Below are 21,646 nucleotides of genomic sequence, written 5' to 3' on the forward strand. Positions count from 1 at the left end.
GCGGTGCAGCGACAAAGCCTCGATGCTTGCATGGCGCCGCGCTCAGGCAAAACGGCCACATTACCTAAGGCAATGTGGCCGTTTTTGTGCACTCAGTGTGCTTTGTCTAAACCGCGCTCAATCGTAACTCCGCGCATCCTCAATCACCTTGCCATCATTGGGCAGCTCGCCCGGGCGCAGCAGTGCGATATCGGCGCGCAGCTTGGTGATGTCGCGCACGGCGTCGGCGATCTGTTCGGCCAGGCCGGCGCCCAGCTCGGTGGTTTCCACCTGCAGGCTCATCTGGTCCTGGGCCATCGCGCCGCTGACGACCAGGCGCGCCTTTTGCACTTGGGGGAAGCGTTTGACGACTTCGGCAATCTGGCCGGGGTGCACAAACATGCCGCGCACCTTGGTGGTTTGGTCGGCGCGGCCCATCCAGCCTTTGATGCGGGTGTTGGTGCGGCCGCTGGGGCAGTGGCCGGGGAGGATGGCTGACAGGTCGCCGGTGCCAAAGCGGATCAGCGGGTAGTCGGTGTTGAGGGTGGTGACGACCAGCTCGCCGACCTCGCCTTCGGCCACTGGGTCGCCGGTGCCGGGGCGCACGATTTCGACAATCACGTTCTCGTCCAGCACCAGGCCTTCGCGGGCCTCGGTCTCATAGGCGATCAGGCCCAGGTCGGCGGTGGCATAGCACTGGTAAGCAGCCACACCCCGGGCGCTGAACCAGTCGCGCAGCGAGGGCGGGCAGGCTTCGCCGGAGACGAGGGCCTTGGTCAAGGATGCAATGCGCTGGCCCTGGGCTTCGGCCTTCTCCAGGATGATTTTCAAAAAGCTGGGCGTGCCGATGTAGCCATGCGGGTGCAGATCGGCCATGGCTTGCACCTGCTGCTCGGTCTGGCCGGTGCCAGCGGGGAAGACGGTGGCGCCTAGCGCCTGGGCGCCCGATTCCATCATGGAGCCGGCGGGCACAAAGTGGTAGCTGAAGCTGTTGTGTACCAGCTCGCCGGCGCGAAAGCCAGCCGCATAGATGGCGCGCGCCATGCGCCAGTAGTCGGGGCGTTGGCCTTCGGGTTCATAGATGGGGCCGGGGCTGGCAAACATGCGCGGCATGGCGCTGCCAAACGGCGCGGTGTTGAAGCCGCCAAAAATGGCGCGGCCCGGGTGCTGGGCGCGCTCGGACTTTTGGCGCTCCAGCAGCTCATGCTTGCGGGTGACGGGCAGTTGGGCCAGCGCGGCGCGGCTGCTGATGCTGGCGGCATCGATGCCTTGCAGGATGCTGGCAAAGGCGGGGGCGTGTTGCTGGGCGTGCCGAATCTGGGCGGGCAGGCGGGCCATCAGATCGGCTTCGCGGGCAGCTGGGGCGCGGGTCTCCAGATCGTCGTAGTGCTGGCTCATGCGGTGTCTCCGGGACGTGTGATCGGTATTTTTGGGGCGAATCTGCCGCAGACGCCGGCTTCAGGACATCGGCCGGCGCAGTAGTGGGATCGTGGAAGGGGCGGGGTTCAGGCCAGCCAGCGTTTTCTGCGCTTGTAGCTCTTGACGTCCTTGAAGCTCTTGCGCTCACCGCCGCCCATGCCCAGGTAGAACTCTTTGACGTCCTCGTTGTTGGCGAGGTCCTTGGCGGCGCCGTCCATCATGATGCGACCGCTCTCCATGATGTAGCCGTAGTCGGCGTACTTCAGCGCCATGTGGGTGTTCTGCTCGGCCAGTACGAAGGTGACCTTTTCCTTCTGGTTCAGGTCCTGCACGATGTTGAAGACTTCTTCAACGATCTGTGGCGCCAGGCCCATCGAGGGCTCATCGAGCAGCACCAGGCGCGGGTTGCTCATCAGCGCGCGGCCAATGGCGCACATCTGCTGCTCGCCGCCCGAGGTGTAGGCCGCCTGGCTGGTGCGGCGGGTTTTAAGGCGGGGGAAATAGTTGTAGACCTTGTCCAGGTTGGCGGCAATCTCGCCCTTGTTGGTGCGGGTGTAGCTGCCGGTGAGCAAGTTCTCTTCGATGGTCAGGTGGGCGAAGCAGTGCCGGCCTTCCATCACCTGCACAACGCCGCGCTTGACCAGGTCGGAAGGGGTCAGCGCCTCGATGCGCTCGCCTTCGAGCTCGATGCTGCCCTTGGTGACTTCGCCGCGCTCGCCCTTGAGCAGGTTGGAGATGGCGCGCAAGGTCGTGGTCTTGCCGGCGCCATTGCCGCCCAAAATGGCCACGATCGATTCGCGCGGCACCGACAGCGAGACGCCTTTGAGCACCAGGATCACATGGTTGTAGATCACCTCGATGCCGTTGACGACCAAAAGCGGCGCGGCTGCGGATGGGGTGGAAGCTGTTTGCGGGGAATCGGTCATGCCGTCACCTGGTCTCTCAACAAAATAGAGGGCGGGCGGCCCCGGGGGAGCGGGCGCCTTCCGCAGGGAAGGGCGTCAGGGGCCAGCCACGAGAGGCCCCGGGCCATCAGGCCCAGGGACCAGGCAGCCTTAGCTGCAGGAACGTGGCGTCACGTTCTTTTCCTTGGCGTACTTCTCGGCGTATTCCTTGACCAGCGGGTCGATCAAGGTCTTGTCCGATTGGTACCAGTCGGAGGTCACGTTGAACTTGCTGCCGTCCCAGGTGGCGATGCGGGCCCAGTCAGCGCCCAGGTGGTTCTCGCAGCTGGTCTTGAAGGGGCGGATCATCTTGCCAAAGCCCAGCTCGTTCAGGCGTTCCTGGGTCATGTTCATGTTCTCCAGGCCCCAGCGGACTTGTTCGGAGGTCATGACCTTGCCCTTGCCGTACTTCTCTTGGGCGGTGCGGATGGCTTCGACCTGCAGCATCGCGATCATCATGCCGCGCGTGTGTGCCAGTTGGCCCAGTTCCTTGACATCGGATGCGGTGCCCTGGCCTTTGTCGTACAGCGTAGCCTTCACGTCGTCATGCACTTTGTCGCGCTCGGCGGTGTTGTGGATGGTGACGGTGTTGTAGCCTTTGGCGCCGGCACCGATGTCCTTGACGTCATGGTCGGAGCCGCCCCACCAGATGGCGTACATCTTTTCGCGGGGGTAGCCGGTGGCCTGGGCTTCGCGCACGGCGGTGGGCGTCATCACGCCAGCGGACCACAGCAGCACGTAGTCAGGGCGGTTCTGGCGGATCTGCAGCCAGGTGGATTTTTGCTCCACGCCGGGCGCCGTCACGGGCAGCAGCATCAGCTCAAAGCCATCCTTGGCGGCACGCTTTTGCAGCAGCGCAATGGGTTCCTTGCCGTAGGGCGAGTCGTGGTAGACCAGCGCAATCTTCTTGCCCTTGAGGTTGCCCTTTTCCTTCTTCAGGATGTCCTGCACGATGGAATCGGCGGCGGTCCAGTAGTTGCCCAGCAAGGGGAAGTTCCACTCGAACACCTTGCCGTCAGCCGATTGCGACAGACCGTAGCCGGGGGTGATGACGGGCATCTTGTCGCCCGCGGCCTTGTCGGTCACTGCAAAGGTGATGCCGGTCGATTGGGTGTCAAAGCCCGAGGCGCCGCCGTCGCGGCCCTTGAGGCGCTCGTAGCATTCCACGCCCTTGGCGGTGTCGTAGGCGGTCTCGCACTCTTCAAACTTGATCTTCACGCCGTTGATGCCGCCCTTGGCATTGACGAGCTTGAGGTAGTCCTGCTTGCCGTCACCCCATGGGATGCCCAGCGGCGCGAACTGGCCGGTGCGGTAGACCAGCAGCGGAACGAACTGCTCCTGGGCTTGTGCGACTGGGGCAGCCATCATGGCCCCCAGACCCAGGGCTGCCGTAGCAGCGGCGATCACAGCTTTCTTGAAAGACATGGTTTTATCTCCTTAGGTTGTTGGGGCTGATGACCCCCACTTGCGAACACTCTGCGTTGCTCTCTTCGAAAAAACTCTCAATGCGGGAACGGCCACAGACGCAGCTTCTGGCGGGCCGTAGCCCAGAGCTTGGCCAATCCATGGGGTTCGACAATCAGGAAAAACACGATCAGCGCGCCAAACACCATGTGCTCCAGATAGGTAGCGGTGGCGGTCGACAGCGGCAGGCCCAGCCAGTGGGGCACCTGGGTCAGGAAAATGGGCAGCAGCACAAAGAAGGCGGCGCCAAAGATGCTGCCCACGATGGAGCCCAGACCGCCGATGATGATCATGAACAGCAGCTGGAAGGAACGGTCCAGGCTGAAGGCTGCGGGCTCCCAGGCACCTAGGTGGACAAAGCCCCAGAGCGCACCGGCAATGCCGACGATAAAGCTGCTGACCGCAAAGGCCGAGAGCTTGGCGTACATGGGGCGGATGCCGATCACGCTGGCGGCCACATCCATGTCGCGCATGGCCATCCACTCGCGGCCAATGGCGCCACGCACCAGGTTCTTGGCCATGAGGCCCAGCACGCAGAGGATGGCCAGGCAGAACAAATACTTCTGCACGGGCGTCTCAATCGCCATGCCAAACACCGACAGCTTGCCGGCGCTGACCGAACCGGACGAGGAGTAGTTGCTGACCCAGGCGGCCCGGCTGGTGAGCCAGTCCATGAAGAACTGGGCCGCCAAGGTGGCCACCGCCAGGTACAGACCGCGAATGCGCAAGCTGGGCAGGCCAAACAGCACGCCGACCAGCATGGACACGAGGCCACCACCGATCAGCGACAGGATCAGCGGCATGCCTTCAAAGCGCACATGGAAGTTGTAGGCCGCATAGGCGCCCGCTGCCATGAATGCACCGGTGCCCAGCGAGATCTGGCCGCAGTAGCCCACCAGAATGTTGAGCCCGATGGCGCCCAGCGACATGATCAGGAAGGGGATCAGCACCGCCTTGAAGGTGTAGTCGCTGAACATGAAGGGCACCAGCACAAAGGCCACCAGCAGCAGGCCGAGGATGGCCCACTTGTCCTGCAGCACCGGGAAGATCTGCTGATCGGCCGCGTAGCTGGTCTTGAACTGGCCATTTTCACGATAAAACATAGGTCAGTTCTCCAATTACACGCGGTCGATGATCTTGTCCCCGAAGAGACCTTGAGGACGGAACAGCAGGAAGCACAGCGCCAGGCCATAAGCAAACCAGGTCTCGATACCGCCGCCCACATACGGGCCCAGGTAGACCTCGGAGAGCTTCTCGCCCACGCCGATGATCAAGCCGCCGACGATAGCGCCGGGCACGGAGGTGAGGCCACCCAGGATCACGACCGGCAAGGCCTTCAGGGCGACCAGCGACAGCGAATACTGCACGCCCAGCTTGGAGCCCCAGATGATGCCGACCACCAGCGCCACGCTGCCAGCGACAGACCAGACGATGACCCAGATGCGCGAGAGCGGAATGCCGATGGACTGGGCGGCCTGGTGGTCGTCGGCCACAGCGCGAAGGGCCCGGCCGGTCTTGGTTTTTTGGAAGAACACGCTCAGCACTAGTACCAGCACGGCGGCAATACCGGCGGCATACAGGTCTTCCTGGCTGATCAGCACGCCGCCCTGGAACATGTTTTCCAGGATGAACATGGGGTCCTTGGGCATGCCCACATTGATGCTGTAGACGGCCGAGCCAAAGATCATCGGGCCCAGGCCGTCGAGGAAGTAGGCGATGCCCAGGGTGGCCATCAGCAGCGCGATGGGCTCCTGGTTGACGAGGTAGCGCAGCGCAAAGCGCTCAATCGCCCAGGCCACACCCACCATGATGACCATGGCGACGATGAGCGCCAGCACAATGCTGAGCACACCAGGCTCCATGCCCAGCCATTTCGGAATCCATTCCGAAAAGCGCGCCATGGCCAACGCGGCAAACAACACCATCGCCCCCATGGCGAAGTTGAAGACGCCCGAGGCCTTGAAGATCAGCACAAAGCCCAGCGCGATCAGCGCGTAGAGCATGCCGACCATCAGGCCACCAAACAAAGTTTCAAGAAAAAATGCCATTGCGGTCCCCTGGGGTCTGTGCTCAGTGGCCTGCGCCCAAATAGGCGCGGATCACATCTTCGTTATTGCGGACTTCTTCGGGCGTGCCGTCGCCAATCTTCTTGCCGTAATCCAGCACCACCACCCGGTCGGAGATATCCATCACCACGCCCATGTCGTGCTCGATCAGCACGATGGTGGTGCCGAACTCGTCGTTCACATCGAGGATGAAGCGGCACATGTCCTGCTTTTCCTCGACGTTCATGCCGGCCATCGGCTCGTCGAGCAGCAGCACCTTGGGCTCCATCGCCAGCGCGCGGCCCAGGTCCACCCGCTTTTGCAGGCCGTAGGGCAGCTGGCCCACAGGCGTTTTGCGGAAGGCCTGGATCTCCAGGAAATCAATGATGTGCTCGACAAACTCGCGCTGCTTGATCTCTTCGCGCTGGGCCGGGCCCAGACGCAGCGCCTGCATCAGCAGGTTGCTTTTGATCTGCAGGTTGCGGCCGGTCATGATGTTGTCGATCACGCTCATGCCCTTGAACAGCGCCAGGTTCTGGAAGGTGCGTGCCACGCCCATCTCGGCGACCTGGCGGCTGTTCATGTGCGCAAAGGTCTGGCCGCGAAAGCTGATCGCGCCTTCCGAGGGCGTGTAGACGCCGTTGATGCAGTTGAGCATGGAGCTCTTGCCGGCGCCGTTGGGGCCGATGATGGCGCGGATCTCATGCTCTTTGACGTTGAAGGAGATATCCGTCAGCGCCTTGACGCCGCCAAAGCGCAGGCTGATGTTCTTGATGTCAAGAATGACGTCACCGATTTTTTTGCTCATGGGTGGCTTTCTCTTGGCTGGGCGCTCAGGCAACCGACTTCAGCGGCGCAAAGGTCTTGCTGTCGGCGATCTTCAAGGTGGCGCTGACGCTGCCGGTGCGGCCGTCTTCAAACTTCACCTGGGTCTCGATGAACTGCTCGCTGCGGCCCGCGTAGAGCGCCTCGACCAGCACGCCGTACTTGTCGGCGATAAAGCCGCGCCGCACCTTGTTGGTACGGGTCAGCTCGCCATCGTCGGCATCCAGCTCCTTGTGCAGAATCAGGAAGCGTGTCACCTGGCTGCCGGCCAGCATCGCATCGGTGGCCAGGTCGGCGTTGACCTTCTCGACGCAGTTCTGGATCAGGGTGTAGACCTGCGGCTTTTGCGCGAGGTCGGTGTAGCCGGCATAGGGCAGGTTCTGGCGTTCGGCCCAGTTGCCCACGGCCTCGAAGTCGATGTTGATCATCACGCAGACCTTCTCGCGCCCATCACCCAGCGCCACGGCCTCCTTGATGAAGGGGAAGAACTTCAGCTTGTTCTCGACATACTTGGGTGCGAACATCGCGCCGTCGTTGCTGCCGCCCTTCAAGCGGCCCACGTCCTTCACCCGGTCGATGATTTTGAGCTGGCCGCTCTTGTCCATAAAGCCGGCATCGCTGGTGTGGTACCAGCCGTCCTCGCTCAGCACCTCGGCCGTTGCCTTGGGGTTCTTGTAGTACTCCTTCAACAGGCCCGGCGACTTCACCAGGATCTCGCCGTTGTCGGCCATCTTGATCTCGACCCCACGAATCGGGTTGCCGACGGTATCGGCAAACACCTGGTTGTCCGGCTGGATGCAGACAAACACGGCGGTCTCGGTCGAGCCGTAGAGCTGCTTCAGGTTGATGCCGATGGAGCGGAAAAAGCTGAACAGATCGGGGCCGATCGCCTCACCGGCCGTATAGGCCACGCGCACCCGGCTAAAGCCCATGTTGTTGCGCAGGGGGCCAAACACCATCAGGTCGCCGAGCTTGTAGCTGATCTTGTCCAACAGGCTCACCGGCTGGCCGTCGCGCAGCGCCGGGCCCACGCGCTTGGCCACGTTCATGAAGTGCTGGAACATCTTGCGCTTGATGAGGCCCGCGTCTTCCATGCGGATCATCACGCTGGTGAGGATGCCTTCAAACACGCGCGGCGGCGCAAAGTAATAGGTGGGGCCGACTTCCTTCAAGTCGATCTGCACGGTGGCGCTCGACTCGGGGCAGTTGACCACATAGCCGCAGGCCAGCCATTGCGAGTAGCTGAAGATGTTCTGGCCGATCCAGGCCGGTGGCAGATAGGCCAGCACTTCCTCGGCATGGCTGAGGTTTTCAAACTCGGCGCCGGCCGATGCGCTCTCCAGCAAGGAGCTATGGGTGTGCACCACGCCCTTGGGGTTGCCGGTGGTGCCGGAGGTGAAGAACATCGCCGCCACATCGCTGTTGTTGGTGGCATCCACCTGCTGCTGGAACCAGCCGGGGTTGGCCGCCACCAGGGTCTCGCCGCTGGCGATCAGGCTGTCGAGCGAGGCCAGGCCGGGCTCTTCGTAGTTGCGCAGACCCCGCGGGTCGTCGTAGTAGATATGGCTGATCTGCGGGCAGTGCTCGCGCAGCTCCAGCAGCTTGTCGACCTGCTCCTGGTCTTCGACCAGGCAAAAGCGCACCTCGGCATTGTTCAGTGGGAAGACACATTCTGCCGCCACCGCATCCTGGTACAGCGGCACAGGAATGGCGCCAATCGACTGGGCCGCCAGCATGCTGGCATAGAGGCGGGGGCGGTTGGCACCCATCAGCACCAGGTGCTCGCCGCGCGCCAGGCCCGCTTGCGACAGACCTGCGGCAATCTTGGCGACCATCACGGCCAGTTCAGACCAGCTATAGCTTTGCCAAATGCCGTATTCCTTTTCACGCAAGGCTGCCGCCTCCGGCCGTTTGGCCGCGTGCTGCAGCAATAGCTTGGGAAATGTCGTTGACATGGTTGTCTCCTATGTCGTTTTTGTAGATCACAAGTGCCATGCCTTGCGTCCTGTTGAAACCGAATGTAGATTCAGCTTTGACGTTGTTTTGTCTTTATGACGACAATCTGCGGGAAAACGTTGTAGGTACTTTCCTGCGGCTGGCGGATTTCGTCGCCATGCGGGCGATGCACAGCGTAGGCGGTGTGCCTAACCAGTCCTATCGGGGGAGATGCGCAGCTGCTGTGTCCGGGCGGCGGAGGCAGCGAAGGTGCCCGCTGCCGAATGTGCCATGCCGAGAAGGGCAGGGATTCGGGGGGGGGCGGAGGCCGCTCCGTTGGTGGGGCGACTAGAGAAGCAGGGCTGGCGAGCGCGGGCCAGCGCCTGCAGGAGCGAGTGCTTAGAGCAGCTCTTGGATCATGTCGATGTACTGCTGCTTGGCATCATCCTGCGCCATGCCCTTGCACTGGTTCCAGGCGTTCCACTTGGCCGAGGCGACAAAGTCGGTGAAGCCGGGCTTGGGTTCGTTGTTGTCGCCATGGGCGCCTTGCTTGTACAGACCGTAGAGCTTCAGCAAGGTCTGGTTGTCGGGGCGCTCGCTCATGTTCAGGGCGGCTTCCTTGGCGGCTTCAAAGGCGGTGTTCAGATCGGACATGGGGACCTCTTGGTGTGTGGTTGGCTGCGGGGTACAGGGCTGCCAGTTTAGCCTGCGATGGGGCGTTGCAGCCCGGTATGAGGTCGCTTACTTTGGGCCGATGCCCGCGCTGGGCTTGACCTGGAAGGTGCCGGTGTAGGGCGTGTGTACGACATGGATGGTCACCAGCGCCTGGCCTTCGCGCATGTCCTTGGGGACCTGGCGCGAGTAGGTGAATTCCTTGGGGTTAATCACCTCCATCTTGCGGCGCAGCTGGCTGCCGTTGTCGGACACGGTGTGCTGGTGCTGGCGGTCGCCGGTAAAGAAGAACCAGCCGGCACCGCCTTGCTGGCTGCGCGAGCGGCCGGTCGCTGGGTCAAAGTATTCGTAGCGGTTGCTGCAGGCATCCCAGAGCGAGATGCCGACGACGCCGGGGTAACGCGCCACCAGGTTGTTGCTACGGTCATCGCCTTCATAGACGGCCGTGGTGAGCCAGGTCTTTTCGGCCAGTACTTGGGCATCGGGCGATGCGCCGGTACATGCAGGGCTGGCAAGGGCATAGGCGGGAGCGAGCAGTGCAGCGGCCAAAGGCAAAGCTGCAGGGCGAAGGGAAGGGTTCAGAGGGGACATGGCAGCTTTCTAGAGCCGATGAGCGGCGAATCGGCCAGTTTAGCGGGCCGACTGTTGGGCCGATGCTACTTGCTGCGCAGGTGACAAGTGCAGGGCCAACCCTGGTAGCGCCCCTCTTTGCAGGCTGTGCCGCCTGGTGCATTCTTGGCCGCCATGAGCCCGCATGCCTCTCTCTACCACCGCCGCCGTGCCCCGCATGCTGCGGAAGTGGCCGATATTCCCTGGATCCCCGTCCTGCAACCCGCCGAGCGCGACTATGCCGTGCGCCAGCTGATGGTGACCGAGGCCGAGCCGGGCGAGTATGTATGCCGGGTCGGCAAGCCGGTGACCTACTGGTTTGGTGTGATCGAGGGTTTGCTGAAGATGAGCGCCGAAGACAGCGAGGGCCGCACCATGACCTTTGCCGGGCTGCCGCGCACTGGTTGGTTTGGCGAGGGTACGGCGCTGAAGCGCGAGATCTACCGCTACGACATCCAGGCGCTGCGCAAAAGCTCCGTCTGCGGCATTCCGGTTGATGCCTTCCACTGGCTGCTGGACCACTCACTGGGCTTTAACCGCTTTGTGATGCACCAGCTCAATGAGCGGTTGGCGCAGTTCATCAGCGCCCGCGAGATTGACCGCTTGAACCGACCCGAGGAACGGGTCGCCCGCACCCTGGCCGCCTTGTTCAACCCCGTGCTCTGTCCCGGGGTTAGCGACGTACTGCGCATCACCCAGCAGGAGCTGGCTTACTTGGTGGGCCTGTCACGCCAGCGGGTGAACGAAGCCCTGGCTGCTTTGCAGCACCAGGGCTTTATCCGTATCGAATACGGGGGGCTGCGTGTGCTGGATCTGCAGGCGCTGCGTGGGCAGGGCTGGCTGGTCAAGCCGCAGCGGGCGGATTTCGCTTTGTAGCGCTGGCCCAGCCTACTTAAGGTTTGGTGGCCGGTGCGGCTGGCGCCTCGGGTGTTATGCCGGTGGGTGGGGGGGCGGGCATCGCGCCGCCGGGGGTCGTGTTATCTGACGAAGCGCGCGGCATCGGCGCGTTAGAGGCGCCCTTGTCGCAACCGCTCAGCGCTGCAACGCCTAAGACCAGCGCAGCAGCGGGTAGCCAGCGCAGAGCAGGGTGGGCGGTGGGGTGGGTCATGGATTTCATCGTCATCTCCTCAAAATGAATAATTCCATGCTACGCCTCAATAATTGCGCTTTCTGGCCTGGATTGCAGTGTTCACATCTGTACGCATTCCGATGCATATGGCTGAAAGCCGCATGGGCTGGGGCTTGGCGGGCCGGGGCTGCTGGGCACCAATGTGGAGGATTGGGATGGGCCAGCCGGATTCGCTGCAGCGACGTAACTAAGCGCCCAAGTTGTAAGCGCTGCTGAAAAAAGCAGCAGCGCCCCGGTCGGTTGTTTGTGCACAGACTTATCCACAGCATTCATAGCCGTGCGCCCCGCTTGGAATGGCAATTCACGCGACAATAGCGGGCTATGTCAAATCCCCGCTCCCCTGCTGATTCGCCTGCCGCCGACGATGGCGAAGGCCGCAAAAAACTCTCGCTCACCCCGAAACCCGCGCCCGCACCGTTGGCGCGAGGCCGTGACGGAGGCCCTGGCGGTGACCGTCCGCGTTCAGCCGGTGGGCCGCGCCCAATGGGGCCACGTGCCGGCGGAGACAGCCGTTTCAGCGCTGAAGGCCGTGGCGGCAGCTACAGCCGTGACAGCCGGGATGGCCGAGATAGCCGCGATGGTCGCGACAGCCGGGATGACCGGGGCAGCCGTGACAGCTGGGCAGGGCGCGACAACCGCGATGGCGGCTTTGGCCGTGGCGACGCCCGCCCCGGAGGCTATGGCCAGGAGCGCCGTGATGACCGCCGCGACGCCGGACGTCCCTATGAGAATCGCCCTTATGAGGGCCGACCCAGCGGGAGCCGCCCTGACGCGGGGCGCCCCTATGCCGGGCGCGGTGACTTTGTCTCGGTAGGCCCTGGATCGCGCGACCCGCGCCAAGATGACCGCCGCCCAGCAGGCCCTCGCCAGGATGACCGCCGCAATGAGGGCCCACGGGGTTTTGGCCCACGCCAGGACGACCGCCGCAATGACGGTCCACGGGGTTTTGGCCCGCGCCAGGATGACCGCCGCAATGACGGCCCACGGGGTTTTGCTCCACGCCAGGACGACCGCCGCAATGACGGCCCGCGTCAGGGCGGCCCCCGCGAGGGCGGACCCCGCTCCTTTGGCGCCGGCCCTCGCCAGGATGGCTTCCGTGCAGAGCGTCCACGCGACGAAGCTCCGCGCCGGGATGCCCCGCGCCGCGAGATGCCATCGAATGTCTGGCGTGCCGATGCGCCCCAGCGCACGATGCAGACCGCCAAGGCCCAGGCCCAGAATGAGCAGCTGAAGGCCGAAGGCCAGGTGCGGGTCAACAAGCGCATGTCCGATCTGGGCCTGTGCTCGCGCCGCGAGGGCGATGCCTGGATCGAAAACGGCTGGGTGCTGGTCAATGGCGAAGTCGCCACGATGGGCCAGATGGTGGAGCTGACCGACAAGATCGAGATCCAGCGCGAGGCGCAGGACTTGCAGGCTCAGCAGGTGACGATCCTTATCAACAAGCCCATGGGCTATGTCAGCGGCCAGGCCGAAGACGGCCATGAGCCCGCAATGGTGCTGCTCAACCCGCCCAACCACTGGCGCGAAGACCACAGCAAGACGCGCTTCAATTTCAGCCAGCTCAAGGGTCTGGCGCCTTGCGGCCGTCTCGATATCGACTCGATCGGCCTGCTGGTGTTCACCCAGGACGGCCGTGTGGCCAAGCACCTGATTGGCGAGAACTCCGAGGTCGAGAAGGAATACCTGGTGCGCGTGACCTATGACGCGATCGACAAGGATGTGCAGCAGCACTTCCCTGAGGAAAAGCTCGCACTGCTGCGCCACGGTCTGTCGCTGGACGGCGAGGAATTGCTGCCCGCCGAGGTGGACTGGCAGAATCCCGAGCAGCTGCGTTTTGTGCTGCGCGAAGGCAAGAAGCGCCAGATCCGCCGCATGTGCGAAGCCGTAGGCCTGTTTGTGGTGGGCTTGAAGCGCATCCGCATCGGCAAGGTGGTGCTGGGCAATCTGCCAGTGGGGCAATGGCGTTACCTGGGCGAGAACGAAGAGTTTTAAGCGCTGATCCGCTGCCGCAAACCTGGGGTTTGCGGTGCCCCATCAACCCCTCTCTGGCCTGCACGGGCCTTGGAGGGGTCAATTTTTTGCGATCGGCGGTTTGTCGGGGCGGGCCGCTGCAATGCCCCGGGTGATCCGGGCATTGCGCACGGCCGCTACCGTCAGCCCCAGTTGCGCAGCCACGTCGGCATCCGATGCGGTGCCCAGCAGCATCACTTCATTGGGCAACCAGGCGTGCTGGGTGTGCTTGCCCCGGCTGCTGTCCATGGGCGCAAGGCCCAGCGCGCCGCGCTTGGCCACCACGCTGGCCTTGCTGATGCCCCAGCGGGTGGCAAGGCTGGCGTCGCTCACCTGGCCCAGTGCCGCGAGCATTTCCGGTGTCCAGTCCACATGGCCAAAGGCTGCAATGCCCAAGCTGTTGCGCTTGAGGTTCACGGTCTTGGCGCTGGTGCCCCAGCGCTCGGCCAGCACCGCGTCTTTGTCCCTGCCCAAGGCGGCCAGCATCTCGTCGGTCCATTGCAGGCTTGCGCGTCCCATGCGTTGTCCTTATGCGTTGGCGAGCGCTTGCTCGGCAGCGGCGGCCATCGCCAGCAAAGCCCGGTCCTGCATGCGCGCGCCCACCAGCATCATGCCCACCGGCATGCTGCCGGCAATGCGGGGCAGCGGCAGCGAGATGGCGGGCAGGTCGTAGAAGTTAAAGATCGAGGTATTGCGCAGAATCAGCGCATTGGCGGCGAAGAAGGCGCTGTCGTCTTCCAGCAGCGGCGCAATGCGCGGTGCGGTGGTGGCGATGGTGGGCAGCAGCAGCAGGTCCACCTCTTGCATGGCGGCATCCATCTTGGCCATCCACTGCTGGCGCTGCAGCAGCAGCTGGATGTAGTAGGGGGCGCTCAGGCTGCGGCCCTTGTCCATGCGCGACAGCACACGGGGGTCGAAAGCATCGCGTTCGTACACCAGCGCTTGCTGGTGAATGGCGGCGGCCTCGGCGGCAATCAAGGTGCCTTCGCTTTGCAATTGCGAGGGGGCCGCCATCAAGGCCTGCCAGGGCAGCTTGCGGATGGAGGCGCCTTGGGCATGCAGCAGCGCAACGGCATTGTCGGTCTGGCTCAGTACGGCCTCGCTGCAGTCGGTCCAGGGGAGGCCTTGGGGCAGGCCAATGCGCAAGCCCTGCAAGCTGCGCTGGGGCAAGGGTTGAGGGATGTCACCGGCCAGAATCGAATCGGCTGCGGCGCATTCGGCCACGGTGCGCGCCAAGGGGCCTAGCGCATCCAAGGTGTGGGACAGCGGAAAAGCGCCGTCCCGCGTGACCCGCGCCTGCGTGGGTTTGAAGCCGGTAACGCCATTGAAGGCCGCGGGGATGCGCACGGAGCCGCCCGTGTCCGAGCCAATGGCGATATCCACCAGGCCCCGGCCCACGCTGACCCCGGCGCCCGACGAGGAGCCGCCGGGGATGCGCAGCACATCGGCCGCATTGCCAGGGGTGCCAAAGTGGGGGTTGATGCCCACGCCCGAGAACGCGAACTCCGTCATATTGGTTTTGCCGACGATGACCGCGCCGGCGGCGCGCAGGCGCTGCACCACCGGCGCGTCTTGCGCGGCGGGCGCGCTGCTGCGGCGCATGGCGGCGCCGGCGGTCGTCACCTGGCCTGCTACATCGAGCAGGTCCTTGACCGAGACCAGCTTGCCATCGAGCGGGCCCAGCGACAGTCCGCGCGCCGCGCGCTGGTCTGCGGCTTGCGCCGCTTCCCGCGCGGCATCCGGGTAGAGCTGGGTGAAGATGCGCGGTGCTTCATCGCCCAGCGCGGTCAGGGTCTGCAGGCTCTGGGCAAGGCGTTCGGCGCTGGTGGGCATGGCTTAGGTATTTAAAAATCAGATGGGATGGCCATCGTAACCAATAACCAGGGGCTGCTGCGACTTGCGCAGAGCCTCAAGGCACCGCTGCGGTGAAGCTAAGCTGCCCGCTGTAGTTGCCAGCCGTGCGGCTGATGGCGCTGTTGTAGGCAAAGGTCCAGTTGGCATTGCGGATGGTGACCAGGCTGTTGACCGCTCCGGTGCCGCCGCCGCTGACATTGACGCTGGTGCCCGTGCCCGTGGCGGGAATGGTCGGTGCTGGCAGGGTCGCGTCGCTGCTGGTGACGCTGACCATATTCATTGGAATGGTGTTGCTGCCACTCGTCAGCGCCGTGGTGACCGTGGCAAACACGCTGACCTGGCCGCCATTGCTGCGCACCTCGACGGGCAGCACATTGCCGCTGGCGGCGACAGAGAAGGTGGGTGCTGCGCCATTCCAGTTGACTGCGGTGTTATTGCTGTTGACCGGCGTGGTGGGCACTGCTGGGATGGAAGGGCTCAAGGCAAAGTTGACCTGCGAGGTGGTTCCGCCCGGTGTGGGCCAGGCACCATCGCCGATGCGGAAGAACAGAAATTTGTCGATCTGGATCGCAAAGTTCAGCGCCACGGCGGGTGTGTTGCGGGGCAGGCCGCCGGTGCCCGAGCTTGCGCTGCCAGCCTGCGCGCTGGCGCCCAGGCCGGCGAGCAGCAGCGGCAGCAGCGACTGGCGCAACAGGTTCAGCGGGCGGCGCTGCTGTTTCATTGGAAATCCGCGTTCAGCTTGAAGCTGCCCTTGTCCCAGTCCAGCATGCCGCTGGCCTTGACCGGGTAGCTGGGCTGCAGCGCAGTCTGGCCATCTTCGGCCTTCGGCACCAGGGCCAGGTGCCGGGTCTGGCCGGGCATGATCGGGGTTCCCTCGACAGCCAGCATAAAGTCGCGGCCTTTGGCATCCTTGGCGTCCACCGTGCCATCCAGCCGGCCATGGGCATCGCCGCTGTTGCGCACGGTGATGGCGGGAATACGTTTGCCGGCCATCTCACGCATGCCGATCTGCTGCACTTCGAGCTTGGGTTCGGCGCCGCCCAGCATCAGATAGACGGCCACGGCAATGCGGCCGGTGACCGGCAGGCTCAGGTTGGCGCCACCCCCTTGGATGATGGTTTGTTGGGCCGGCTCCACGCCTTCAATGGCGATCATGAAGCGGCATTCACCACGCGGCGCATCGGCGGGCGGCGTGACCTGGAAGCGGAAGGCCTGCTTGGTTTGCGCTGGCACCTTGACGGTGCGGCGCTCCAGCGCCACCCAGGGGCGGCAGCTGCCGGGCAGCAGCTCATCGTGGTAGGTGATTTGACCCTCTTCGGAGTAGCTCCAGTCCAGGGTCCGTACCGACAAGGCAGTCGCTGCCGAGCCCAGGTTGTGCAGATCGATGGACTGGCCGACACGCTCACCATTTTTGGCACTTAGCTCAAAGCGCGATGGAGACACTGCCATCTCAAAAGGGGCGGCCTGGGACAGCAAGCTGACGAGGGGCAGGGCGAGGGCCAGCGCGCGTCGCGCAAAGGTAAAAATGCTCATGGCAGGGTCTCGATTTCAAAATAGGATTCAAAGCGCAGGTTGCCGCCTTGTCCGATCTGCAATTCGCGGCGGTCAATGCGCAGCTGCAGGTCAAAGCTCTCGGTGATCCAGGGGGCGCGCACCACGCCGGTCCAGACCAGAACCCGGTCACCGGGGCGGCCCATACCAGGCTGGAACTGGCCGCTGCTGCGCCACTGCACCTGCATGCCCATGGGCGAGCGCAGGCCCGCCACGGCCAGCGGAATCACGTAGTAGATGCGCGCCTGTTTGCCCACATAGGCGGCGGTGGCCAGGCGGTATTCCACATGCCCAAAAGGCAGGCTGATGGTCTGGTTGTCCAGCATCTGCGCATTGCGGAAATCGGCGTTGACCTGGGCGCGGGGCGAGGTGGAGTCGTCCAGCCGGCTGGCTTGGGCCTGCGCAGCCTGGCTCCAGGCGCATGCGGCGGCCAGCAAGACACTGCAACACTGAAAGCGAAAACGTGGCATGCACGAGCCTCCTTTATTCCATCGACGCCGTGAAATACACCGCGCCCTGGTAGGTGCCTGCCGGATAGATCGTGTCGTTGGCAAAGCTGAACGTCAAACGCGTGGCGCTTATCGCATTGGACTGGTAGGTCCAGCCCAAGCAAAAAATAATAAGCGGGAACGAACAGAAGGTGGCATTGGCATTGAAGCTGGCCAGCTGCTGGTTGGCCGCACCGGTGAACTGGCCGCTCTGGATATCGCCAGCGCCGGCGCCGCTGGTATTGCTGGCCGACCAGCTGATCTTGCTGAACGGAATGATGGTGGCGCCGCAGGGGCCACTTTGGCAGCTCAGGCCGACGCTGGAATCCACCCGCAGGGTGACGGGCCTGGCCGCCGAAGCGCTGGTGGCAGGCCGTATCGGCGTGACCGAGATATCAATCGCGGGCGTGCCTGCCACCGGCGTCGGCGTGAGGCCCACTTTGTTGCCGGTGACATTGAACTGCACGGTGTCCGTGCCTGCCGCAGACCCCACCTGCAGCGACAGTGCATAGGTATTGCCGCTGTCGCTGACGGTGGTGATAACGGCGTTCGCAGGCACGCTGAAGCCGCAGGCGAGCAGCACCAGCCCCGCGCTCAGCGGTGCACGTGCTGCCAGCAAGGCGGCACGCACGGCGGTGGTTGCATCGCGCTTGCGCATCAGACGCCCTGGGCCGTGTAGGTAACGGCGTTGGTGTAGGTGCCTGCCGTCCAGCTGCTGGCCGTGCCAGTCAGTGCATAGGTCCAGGTTCCCGTCAACAGGGTGTTGGAGGTGATCGTGGTGGATGCACAGGAGCCCAGATTGCCACCAGGGTGAGGCAGGGTGCCGCCGGTCGTCACTGTGAAGCTGGTATTGGCCGGACCGCCGGTGGCGCTCCAGGTCCCAATAGCGCAGTTGATGGTGGCGGTACCAGCGTTGGTCCAGGCGGACACATTCAGCACGTTGCCGGTCGGGGTAGTGGTCACCGTAGGCGCGGTGCCGTCCCAAGGCACGACGGTGTTGTTGGCCGTCGTGGTGGGGACGGTGGGCACCGCAGGGATGCTCAACGAGGCAGCCCAGGAGACGGTGTCCTGGGTGGTGTTGCTGGTGCCCACCTTGAGCAAGATCAGCTTGGGAATGACGACGCTCAGGTTGACCTTGGCGGTCGCGGAGACGGTGCCGGAGCCGGTCGAGGAGAAGCCGTACTGGCTCTCAGCGAGCGCCTGGCCGGTGCAGGCCAGTGACAGGGCGGCGCCCAGTGCGAGGGCATGGATTTTTGGGTGTTTCATATTGAGTCCTAGAGGGAGAGTGAAGCGAAGCGCGGCTGCGCTGGGGTTCTGCTGCATGGTCATTCCTCCACCTGGGTGATGGGGATCTCGGCGTTGGCTTCGCCACGCAGCGGAACATCGACGCCCAGCACCGCGCCGTCGGCAGCGCCCCAGGGAAGGGGCACGCTGTCGAGCGTGAGGCTGAGCTGATGGCGGCCTACGCCGACCATCGGGAATAAAAAGCGGCCTTCGGCATCGGTCGTGGTGCGATAGCGCCCATCAAGCACCACCTCAATGCCTTGTGCGCCGGTTTCATCGGGCTGGATGTGGCCATCCTTGTTGGCGTCGTAAAACACGCGGCCGGTCACGCTTCCACTGCCATTGCCGGGCATACCGCCCGCAACGGCAAAAGGCCGGCCGGTGCCGCCTTCCCAGCGCAGATAGACATAGGCGGTCTTGTCATTGCTGCGGTAGATTTGCGGACTGGTCAAGCTGAGCACCGGGGTGGTGGCCAGGCGCGCCTGGTTGAGCAGTACACCCATGCCCATGCTCCAGCCATGGCCCCACTGCTTTTCTGCCGCCAGGTTGCCCGACAGGCCCCGGCTGGTGGACAGCCCGCCGCTTTGCGAGGTGTAACGCAGGTTGCCGGAAAAGCTCAGGCTGCTGCTGGCCCAGTAGCGGCCTTGCACCCCTGCCGTGGGGTAGTGCTGGGTGGTGCCGTTGCTGCGGTCGTCGGCCCAGCCGAGGGTGGTAATCAGCTCGGTACGCATGGTTTCGCGCTGGGCGCTGATCCAGTCCTGCTCCCACTGCAGCTCACGGCCGGTGGCGGTGCCGTCGCCCAGCACGATCTGCTCATTGCTGCGCAGGCTCAGGCTGAAGCGCGAGCGCGGCAGGTCGCCAAAGCGGGTTTGGTAGAAGCCATAGGCGTAGAGGCTGCGCATCTTGCCATCCAGGCCGCCACCCTGGCCGTCGCCCGCATAGCGGGTCTGGTACAGGTTGAGGTTGCCGCCCAGTGCGGTTCGGCGGTCCAGCTGGTAGTGCACATGGCCGCTGACCCCGATGCGGGTCTGGCCTTGTTGGGATGGCCAGCTGCTCGCGCGCATGCGCTCGGCCTCCAGCCCCGTGCCCCAACTCAGGCGGCTGCTGCTGTGGTCCATGCGCCAGTAGGCGCCCTGGGTGCCTGAGGGCAGCAGGTAGTCACCAAAATGCAGATTGGGCCGGGTCACATAGGCACCCCAGGCATGGCGGTAGCGGCCCAGATTGGTGTTCGCCTCCAGGTAAAGGCCCTGCGCGCTGCCGCTGGCGGACTGCGCCGAGTCGCTGCTGGTCGTGCTGCCCAGTGCGGTAAGCCGGCCGCGCAGTTCGCCATCTTGTTGGCTGAGCGAGCCATAACCCAGCGCAGCAGCCCAGCTGCTGACCCGCTTGCTGTCGCTGTCTGCGTTGTTCCCCAGGCCGTAGTCCACTGCACCAATGTTGTTGGCCTGGTTCAGCTGCCCGGCGGCATACCAGGCGCTGCTGAGGCGTTGGGTGGCGCCGATCCAGGCGACGGTTCCCTGGCTTTTTTCAAAACCGGGGTAGGGGCCACCCAGCAGGTCACCGCGCTCACCCATGCCGGCGCTGACCTCAAAGTCCGCGCCAGAGATGCGGGTCGACAGGCCGCGCAAGGTCGTTGTACCCAGCATCAGCCGGTAGTTCTGGCTCAGCCCGGCGGTCAACTCGCTGTAGCCGTCGCCGATGGTGGTATCCATGCGGATGCCCGGCGTGATGGGCATGGCCAGGTTGCGCAAGGTGATGCGCTGGCTGCTGGATTGGCGGGCATAGCCCAGAGCGCCAATGCCATTGAAGCTGTCTTGCCCGCCCTGCATGCTGCGCACATCGGCCTGCAGCAGCCAGTCGCCATAGTTCAGGGTTTGCTGGCGGTACTGGATGCGCTGGCCCAGCTCGGTGCCACTTTGGCGGCCTCGGTCGCCGGCGTCGGACTGTGCGATGCCCAGGCGGCTCTCCAGCGCCCAGCTGCGCAGCCCCAGCGGCAAGGTGCTGGGGTCGACTTCTTCGGCCTCGCCGGCGCGCAGGGCCGTCAGTTCATCGGCGCTCATGAAGTGGTCCTCATAGGCGGCGGGCGCGGCATCGACGATGGCGCGCAGCCGGGCTTGTTCGGCTTGGGCGGGGCTCAGTGACTCCACCTTGGCGCTGGCTACTGCCTCGCTCTGCGCTTTCATCGGGAGGGCATACAAACACAGGCCCAGGGCCAAGCCCTCCCACACGGCATCCCTTGAAAGCGTCTGGAAGAGACCAGTACCGCAGTGCAAGAATGGCCGTTGGAAAACACTCATTTGTAATCAGAAGTTAACTTTCATGGCCTGGTCTTTTGGCGAAAACACAAGCAATCAATCATAAAAGTTCGATACTTTACGTTAAGTGTGTCAGAGGATATAACAAATAGATACATGTCATCATGTAAAGAAATTTGAAGAAATCCATGAAAGTATTTAGCTTGGCTTGGCTGTGTTTTTATGTCGAAAAACTATTTTTGTTATATGCTTTTTGGATAAGCAATTAATAGATAGCAAGACGGCTTTGCGCAGCAAGCCTTGCACCCATATAGACCCTTGATCCGTGTCGATGAGGACTGAGCTCCAATGACCAAAAAACCCATTCCTTCCAGGCCGAAGTGGCCCAACTGCTTCACTTGGTGACGTATTCGATGTATTCGAACCAAGAGATCTTTTTGCGCGAGCTGATCTCCAATGCGTCTGATGCATGCGACAAACTGCGCTTTGAAGCGCTCAATGACAGCGGTTTGTACGGCGACCAGCCCGATCTGGAAGTGCGCGTGTCCTTCGATGACAAGGCCAAGACCTTGACCATCAGCGACAGCGGTATTGGCATGACCACGCAAGAGGCCATCGACAACCTGGGCACGATTGCCAAGAGCGGCACCAAGGCCTTTATGGACAAGCTCAGCGGCGACCAGAAGGCCGATTCGCAGCTGATCGGCCAGTTCGGCGTGGGCTTTTACTCCGGCTTTATCGTGGCCGACAGGATCAGCGTCGAGTCGAGCCGTGCGGGTGCCGAGGCGTCGGAGGGCGTGCGCTGGACCAGCGGTGGCATGGGCGGCTTAAGGCGGCGGGGATGCGCACCGAGCCGCCGGTGTCCGAGCCAATGGCGATATCGACCAGACCCCGGCCGACGTTGACCCCAGCACCCGAAGAGGAGCCGCCGGGGATGTACAGCACATCGGCGGCATTGCCCAGTGTGCCGAAACGGGGGTTGATGCCCACGCCCGAGAACGCGAACTCCGTCATATTCGTTTTGCCGACGATCACCGCGCCGGCAGCGCGCAGGCGCTGCACCACCGGCGCATCTTGCGCGGCCGGGGCGCTGTGGCGGCGCATTTTCGCGCCGGCGGTGGTCACCTGGCCAGCCACATCGAGCAGGTCCTTGACCGACACCAGGGCTTGCAGCGGCTATCGCAGG

20 protein-coding genes and 2 pseudogenes are annotated in these 21,646 nt (G+C 63.8%); 3 read left to right on the forward strand and 19 right to left on the reverse strand.

The window, feature by feature from the left end; translation table 11 throughout:
- Nucleotides 1–117: 117 nt before the first annotated feature.
- The 9 genes from HS961_RS04560 to HS961_RS04600 form a co-directional block, all read right to left on the reverse strand.
- A complete protein-coding gene (locus HS961_RS04560; RefSeq protein ID WP_182326587.1) occupies nucleotides 118–1,377 on the reverse strand; it encodes a phenylacetate--CoA ligase family protein in 1,260 nt (419 codons plus the stop codon).
- 107 nt (nucleotides 1,378–1,484) lie between these two features.
- Entirely contained in the window at nucleotides 1,485–2,324 is an 840-nt protein-coding gene (locus tag HS961_RS04565) for an ABC transporter ATP-binding protein (RefSeq protein WP_182326588.1), read from the reverse strand.
- Between the two features lie 129 nt (nucleotides 2,325–2,453).
- Nucleotides 2,454–3,767, reverse strand: coding sequence for an ABC transporter substrate-binding protein (locus HS961_RS04570; RefSeq protein WP_182326589.1), 1,314 nt, complete (start codon nucleotides 3,765–3,767; stop codon nucleotides 2,454–2,456).
- A 77-nt stretch (nucleotides 3,768–3,844) separates the two neighbouring features.
- Nucleotides 3,845–4,909 carry a branched-chain amino acid ABC transporter permease gene (locus HS961_RS04575; protein WP_182326590.1) on the reverse strand — a complete coding sequence of 355 codons (1,065 nt, stop codon included), beginning with the start codon at nucleotides 4,907–4,909 and terminating at the stop codon, nucleotides 3,845–3,847.
- Nucleotides 4,910–4,924: 15 nt separating this feature from the next.
- Nucleotides 4,925–5,854, reverse strand: a complete 930-nt coding sequence (locus HS961_RS04580; protein WP_182326591.1) for a branched-chain amino acid ABC transporter permease — start codon at nucleotides 5,852–5,854, stop codon at nucleotides 4,925–4,927.
- Nucleotides 5,855–5,876: 22 nt separating this feature from the next.
- A complete protein-coding gene (locus HS961_RS04585) occupies nucleotides 5,877–6,659 on the reverse strand; it encodes an ABC transporter ATP-binding protein (protein ID WP_182326592.1) in 783 nt (260 codons plus the stop codon).
- A gap of 25 nt (nucleotides 6,660–6,684) precedes the next feature.
- Nucleotides 6,685–8,631 carry an AMP-dependent synthetase/ligase gene (locus tag HS961_RS04590; RefSeq protein ID WP_182326593.1) on the reverse strand — a complete coding sequence of 649 codons (1,947 nt, stop codon included), beginning with the start codon at nucleotides 8,629–8,631 and terminating at the stop codon, nucleotides 6,685–6,687.
- A gap of 379 nt (nucleotides 8,632–9,010) precedes the next feature.
- Nucleotides 9,011–9,265 carry an acyl-CoA-binding protein gene (locus tag HS961_RS04595; protein ID WP_021028674.1) on the reverse strand — a complete coding sequence of 85 codons (255 nt, stop codon included), beginning with the start codon at nucleotides 9,263–9,265 and terminating at the stop codon, nucleotides 9,011–9,013.
- 87 nt (nucleotides 9,266–9,352) lie between these two features.
- The gene (locus HS961_RS04600; protein WP_182326594.1) at nucleotides 9,353–9,874 is read right to left on the reverse strand and encodes a DUF4822 domain-containing protein; all 522 of its coding nucleotides are present in this window, start codon (nucleotides 9,872–9,874) and stop codon (nucleotides 9,353–9,355) included.
- 153 nt (nucleotides 9,875–10,027) lie between these two features.
- On the opposite strand from HS961_RS04600, the gene HS961_RS04605 reads away from it, so the two are divergent.
- Nucleotides 10,028–10,768: a Crp/Fnr family transcriptional regulator gene (locus tag HS961_RS04605; RefSeq protein ID WP_182326595.1), complete on the forward strand. Its 741-nt coding sequence runs from the start codon at nucleotides 10,028–10,030 to the stop codon at nucleotides 10,766–10,768.
- 16 nt (nucleotides 10,769–10,784) lie between these two features.
- Here the strand turns inward: HS961_RS04605 and HS961_RS04610 are convergent, their stop codons facing one another.
- Nucleotides 10,785–11,009 (reverse strand): hypothetical protein, encoded by a 225-nt coding sequence (locus HS961_RS04610; RefSeq protein WP_182326596.1) that lies wholly within the window; start codon nucleotides 11,007–11,009, stop codon nucleotides 10,785–10,787.
- A gap of 333 nt (nucleotides 11,010–11,342) precedes the next feature.
- On the opposite strand from HS961_RS04610, the gene HS961_RS04615 reads away from it, so the two are divergent.
- Nucleotides 11,343–13,013, forward strand: a complete 1,671-nt coding sequence (locus tag HS961_RS04615; protein WP_238347785.1) for a pseudouridine synthase — start codon at nucleotides 11,343–11,345, stop codon at nucleotides 13,011–13,013.
- A 78-nt stretch (nucleotides 13,014–13,091) separates the two neighbouring features.
- On the opposite strand, the gene HS961_RS04620 is transcribed toward HS961_RS04615, so the two are convergent.
- From HS961_RS04620 to HS961_RS04655, 8 genes are all read right to left on the reverse strand, one after another.
- Nucleotides 13,092–13,550 (reverse strand): hypothetical protein, encoded by a 459-nt coding sequence (locus tag HS961_RS04620; protein ID WP_182326597.1) that lies wholly within the window; start codon nucleotides 13,548–13,550, stop codon nucleotides 13,092–13,094.
- A 9-nt stretch (nucleotides 13,551–13,559) separates the two neighbouring features.
- Nucleotides 13,560–14,864 (reverse strand): amidase, encoded by a 1,305-nt coding sequence (locus HS961_RS04625; RefSeq protein ID WP_182326598.1) that lies wholly within the window; start codon nucleotides 14,862–14,864, stop codon nucleotides 13,560–13,562.
- Between the two features lie 76 nt (nucleotides 14,865–14,940).
- A complete protein-coding gene (locus HS961_RS04630) occupies nucleotides 14,941–15,606 on the reverse strand; it encodes a hypothetical protein (protein WP_182326599.1) in 666 nt (221 codons plus the stop codon).
- Nucleotides 15,603–16,418, reverse strand: a complete 816-nt coding sequence (locus tag HS961_RS04635; protein ID WP_182326600.1) for a hypothetical protein — start codon at nucleotides 16,416–16,418, stop codon at nucleotides 15,603–15,605. The genes HS961_RS04630 and HS961_RS04635 overlap by 4 nt, the downstream gene beginning before the upstream one ends.
- Nucleotides 16,415–16,906, reverse strand: a complete 492-nt coding sequence (locus tag HS961_RS04640; RefSeq protein WP_238347786.1) for a hypothetical protein — start codon at nucleotides 16,904–16,906, stop codon at nucleotides 16,415–16,417. Before HS961_RS04640 ends, HS961_RS04635 begins: the two co-directional genes overlap by 4 nt.
- Before the next feature lie 13 nt (nucleotides 16,907–16,919).
- On the reverse strand, nucleotides 16,920–17,582 hold the full coding sequence (locus tag HS961_RS04645; RefSeq protein ID WP_238347787.1) for a hypothetical protein: 663 nt from the start codon (nucleotides 17,580–17,582) through the stop codon (nucleotides 16,920–16,922).
- The gene (locus tag HS961_RS04650; protein ID WP_238347788.1) at nucleotides 17,582–18,190 is read right to left on the reverse strand and encodes a hypothetical protein; all 609 of its coding nucleotides are present in this window, start codon (nucleotides 18,188–18,190) and stop codon (nucleotides 17,582–17,584) included. The genes HS961_RS04645 and HS961_RS04650 overlap by 1 nt, the downstream gene beginning before the upstream one ends.
- A gap of 59 nt (nucleotides 18,191–18,249) precedes the next feature.
- Nucleotides 18,250–20,388, reverse strand: coding sequence for a hypothetical protein (locus tag HS961_RS04655; protein ID WP_182326601.1), 2,139 nt, complete (start codon nucleotides 20,386–20,388; stop codon nucleotides 18,250–18,252).
- A gap of 410 nt (nucleotides 20,389–20,798) precedes the next feature.
- On the opposite strand from HS961_RS04655, the pseudogene HS961_RS04660 reads away from it, so the two are divergent.
- Nucleotides 20,799–21,284, forward strand: a pseudogene (locus tag HS961_RS04660) (ATP-binding protein); the annotation flags it as partial.
- A gap of 4 nt (nucleotides 21,285–21,288) precedes the next feature.
- Here HS961_RS04660 and HS961_RS04665 read toward each other — a convergent pair.
- Nucleotides 21,289–21,636: pseudogene (locus HS961_RS04665) on the reverse strand (amidase family protein); the annotation flags it as partial.
- Between the last annotated feature and the right edge of the window lie 10 nt (nucleotides 21,637–21,646).

Origin of the sequence: Comamonas piscis, from assembly GCF_014109725.1 — a bacterium.
In the GTDB taxonomy this organism is placed as follows: domain Bacteria; phylum Pseudomonadota; class Gammaproteobacteria; order Burkholderiales; family Burkholderiaceae_C; genus Comamonas; species Comamonas piscis.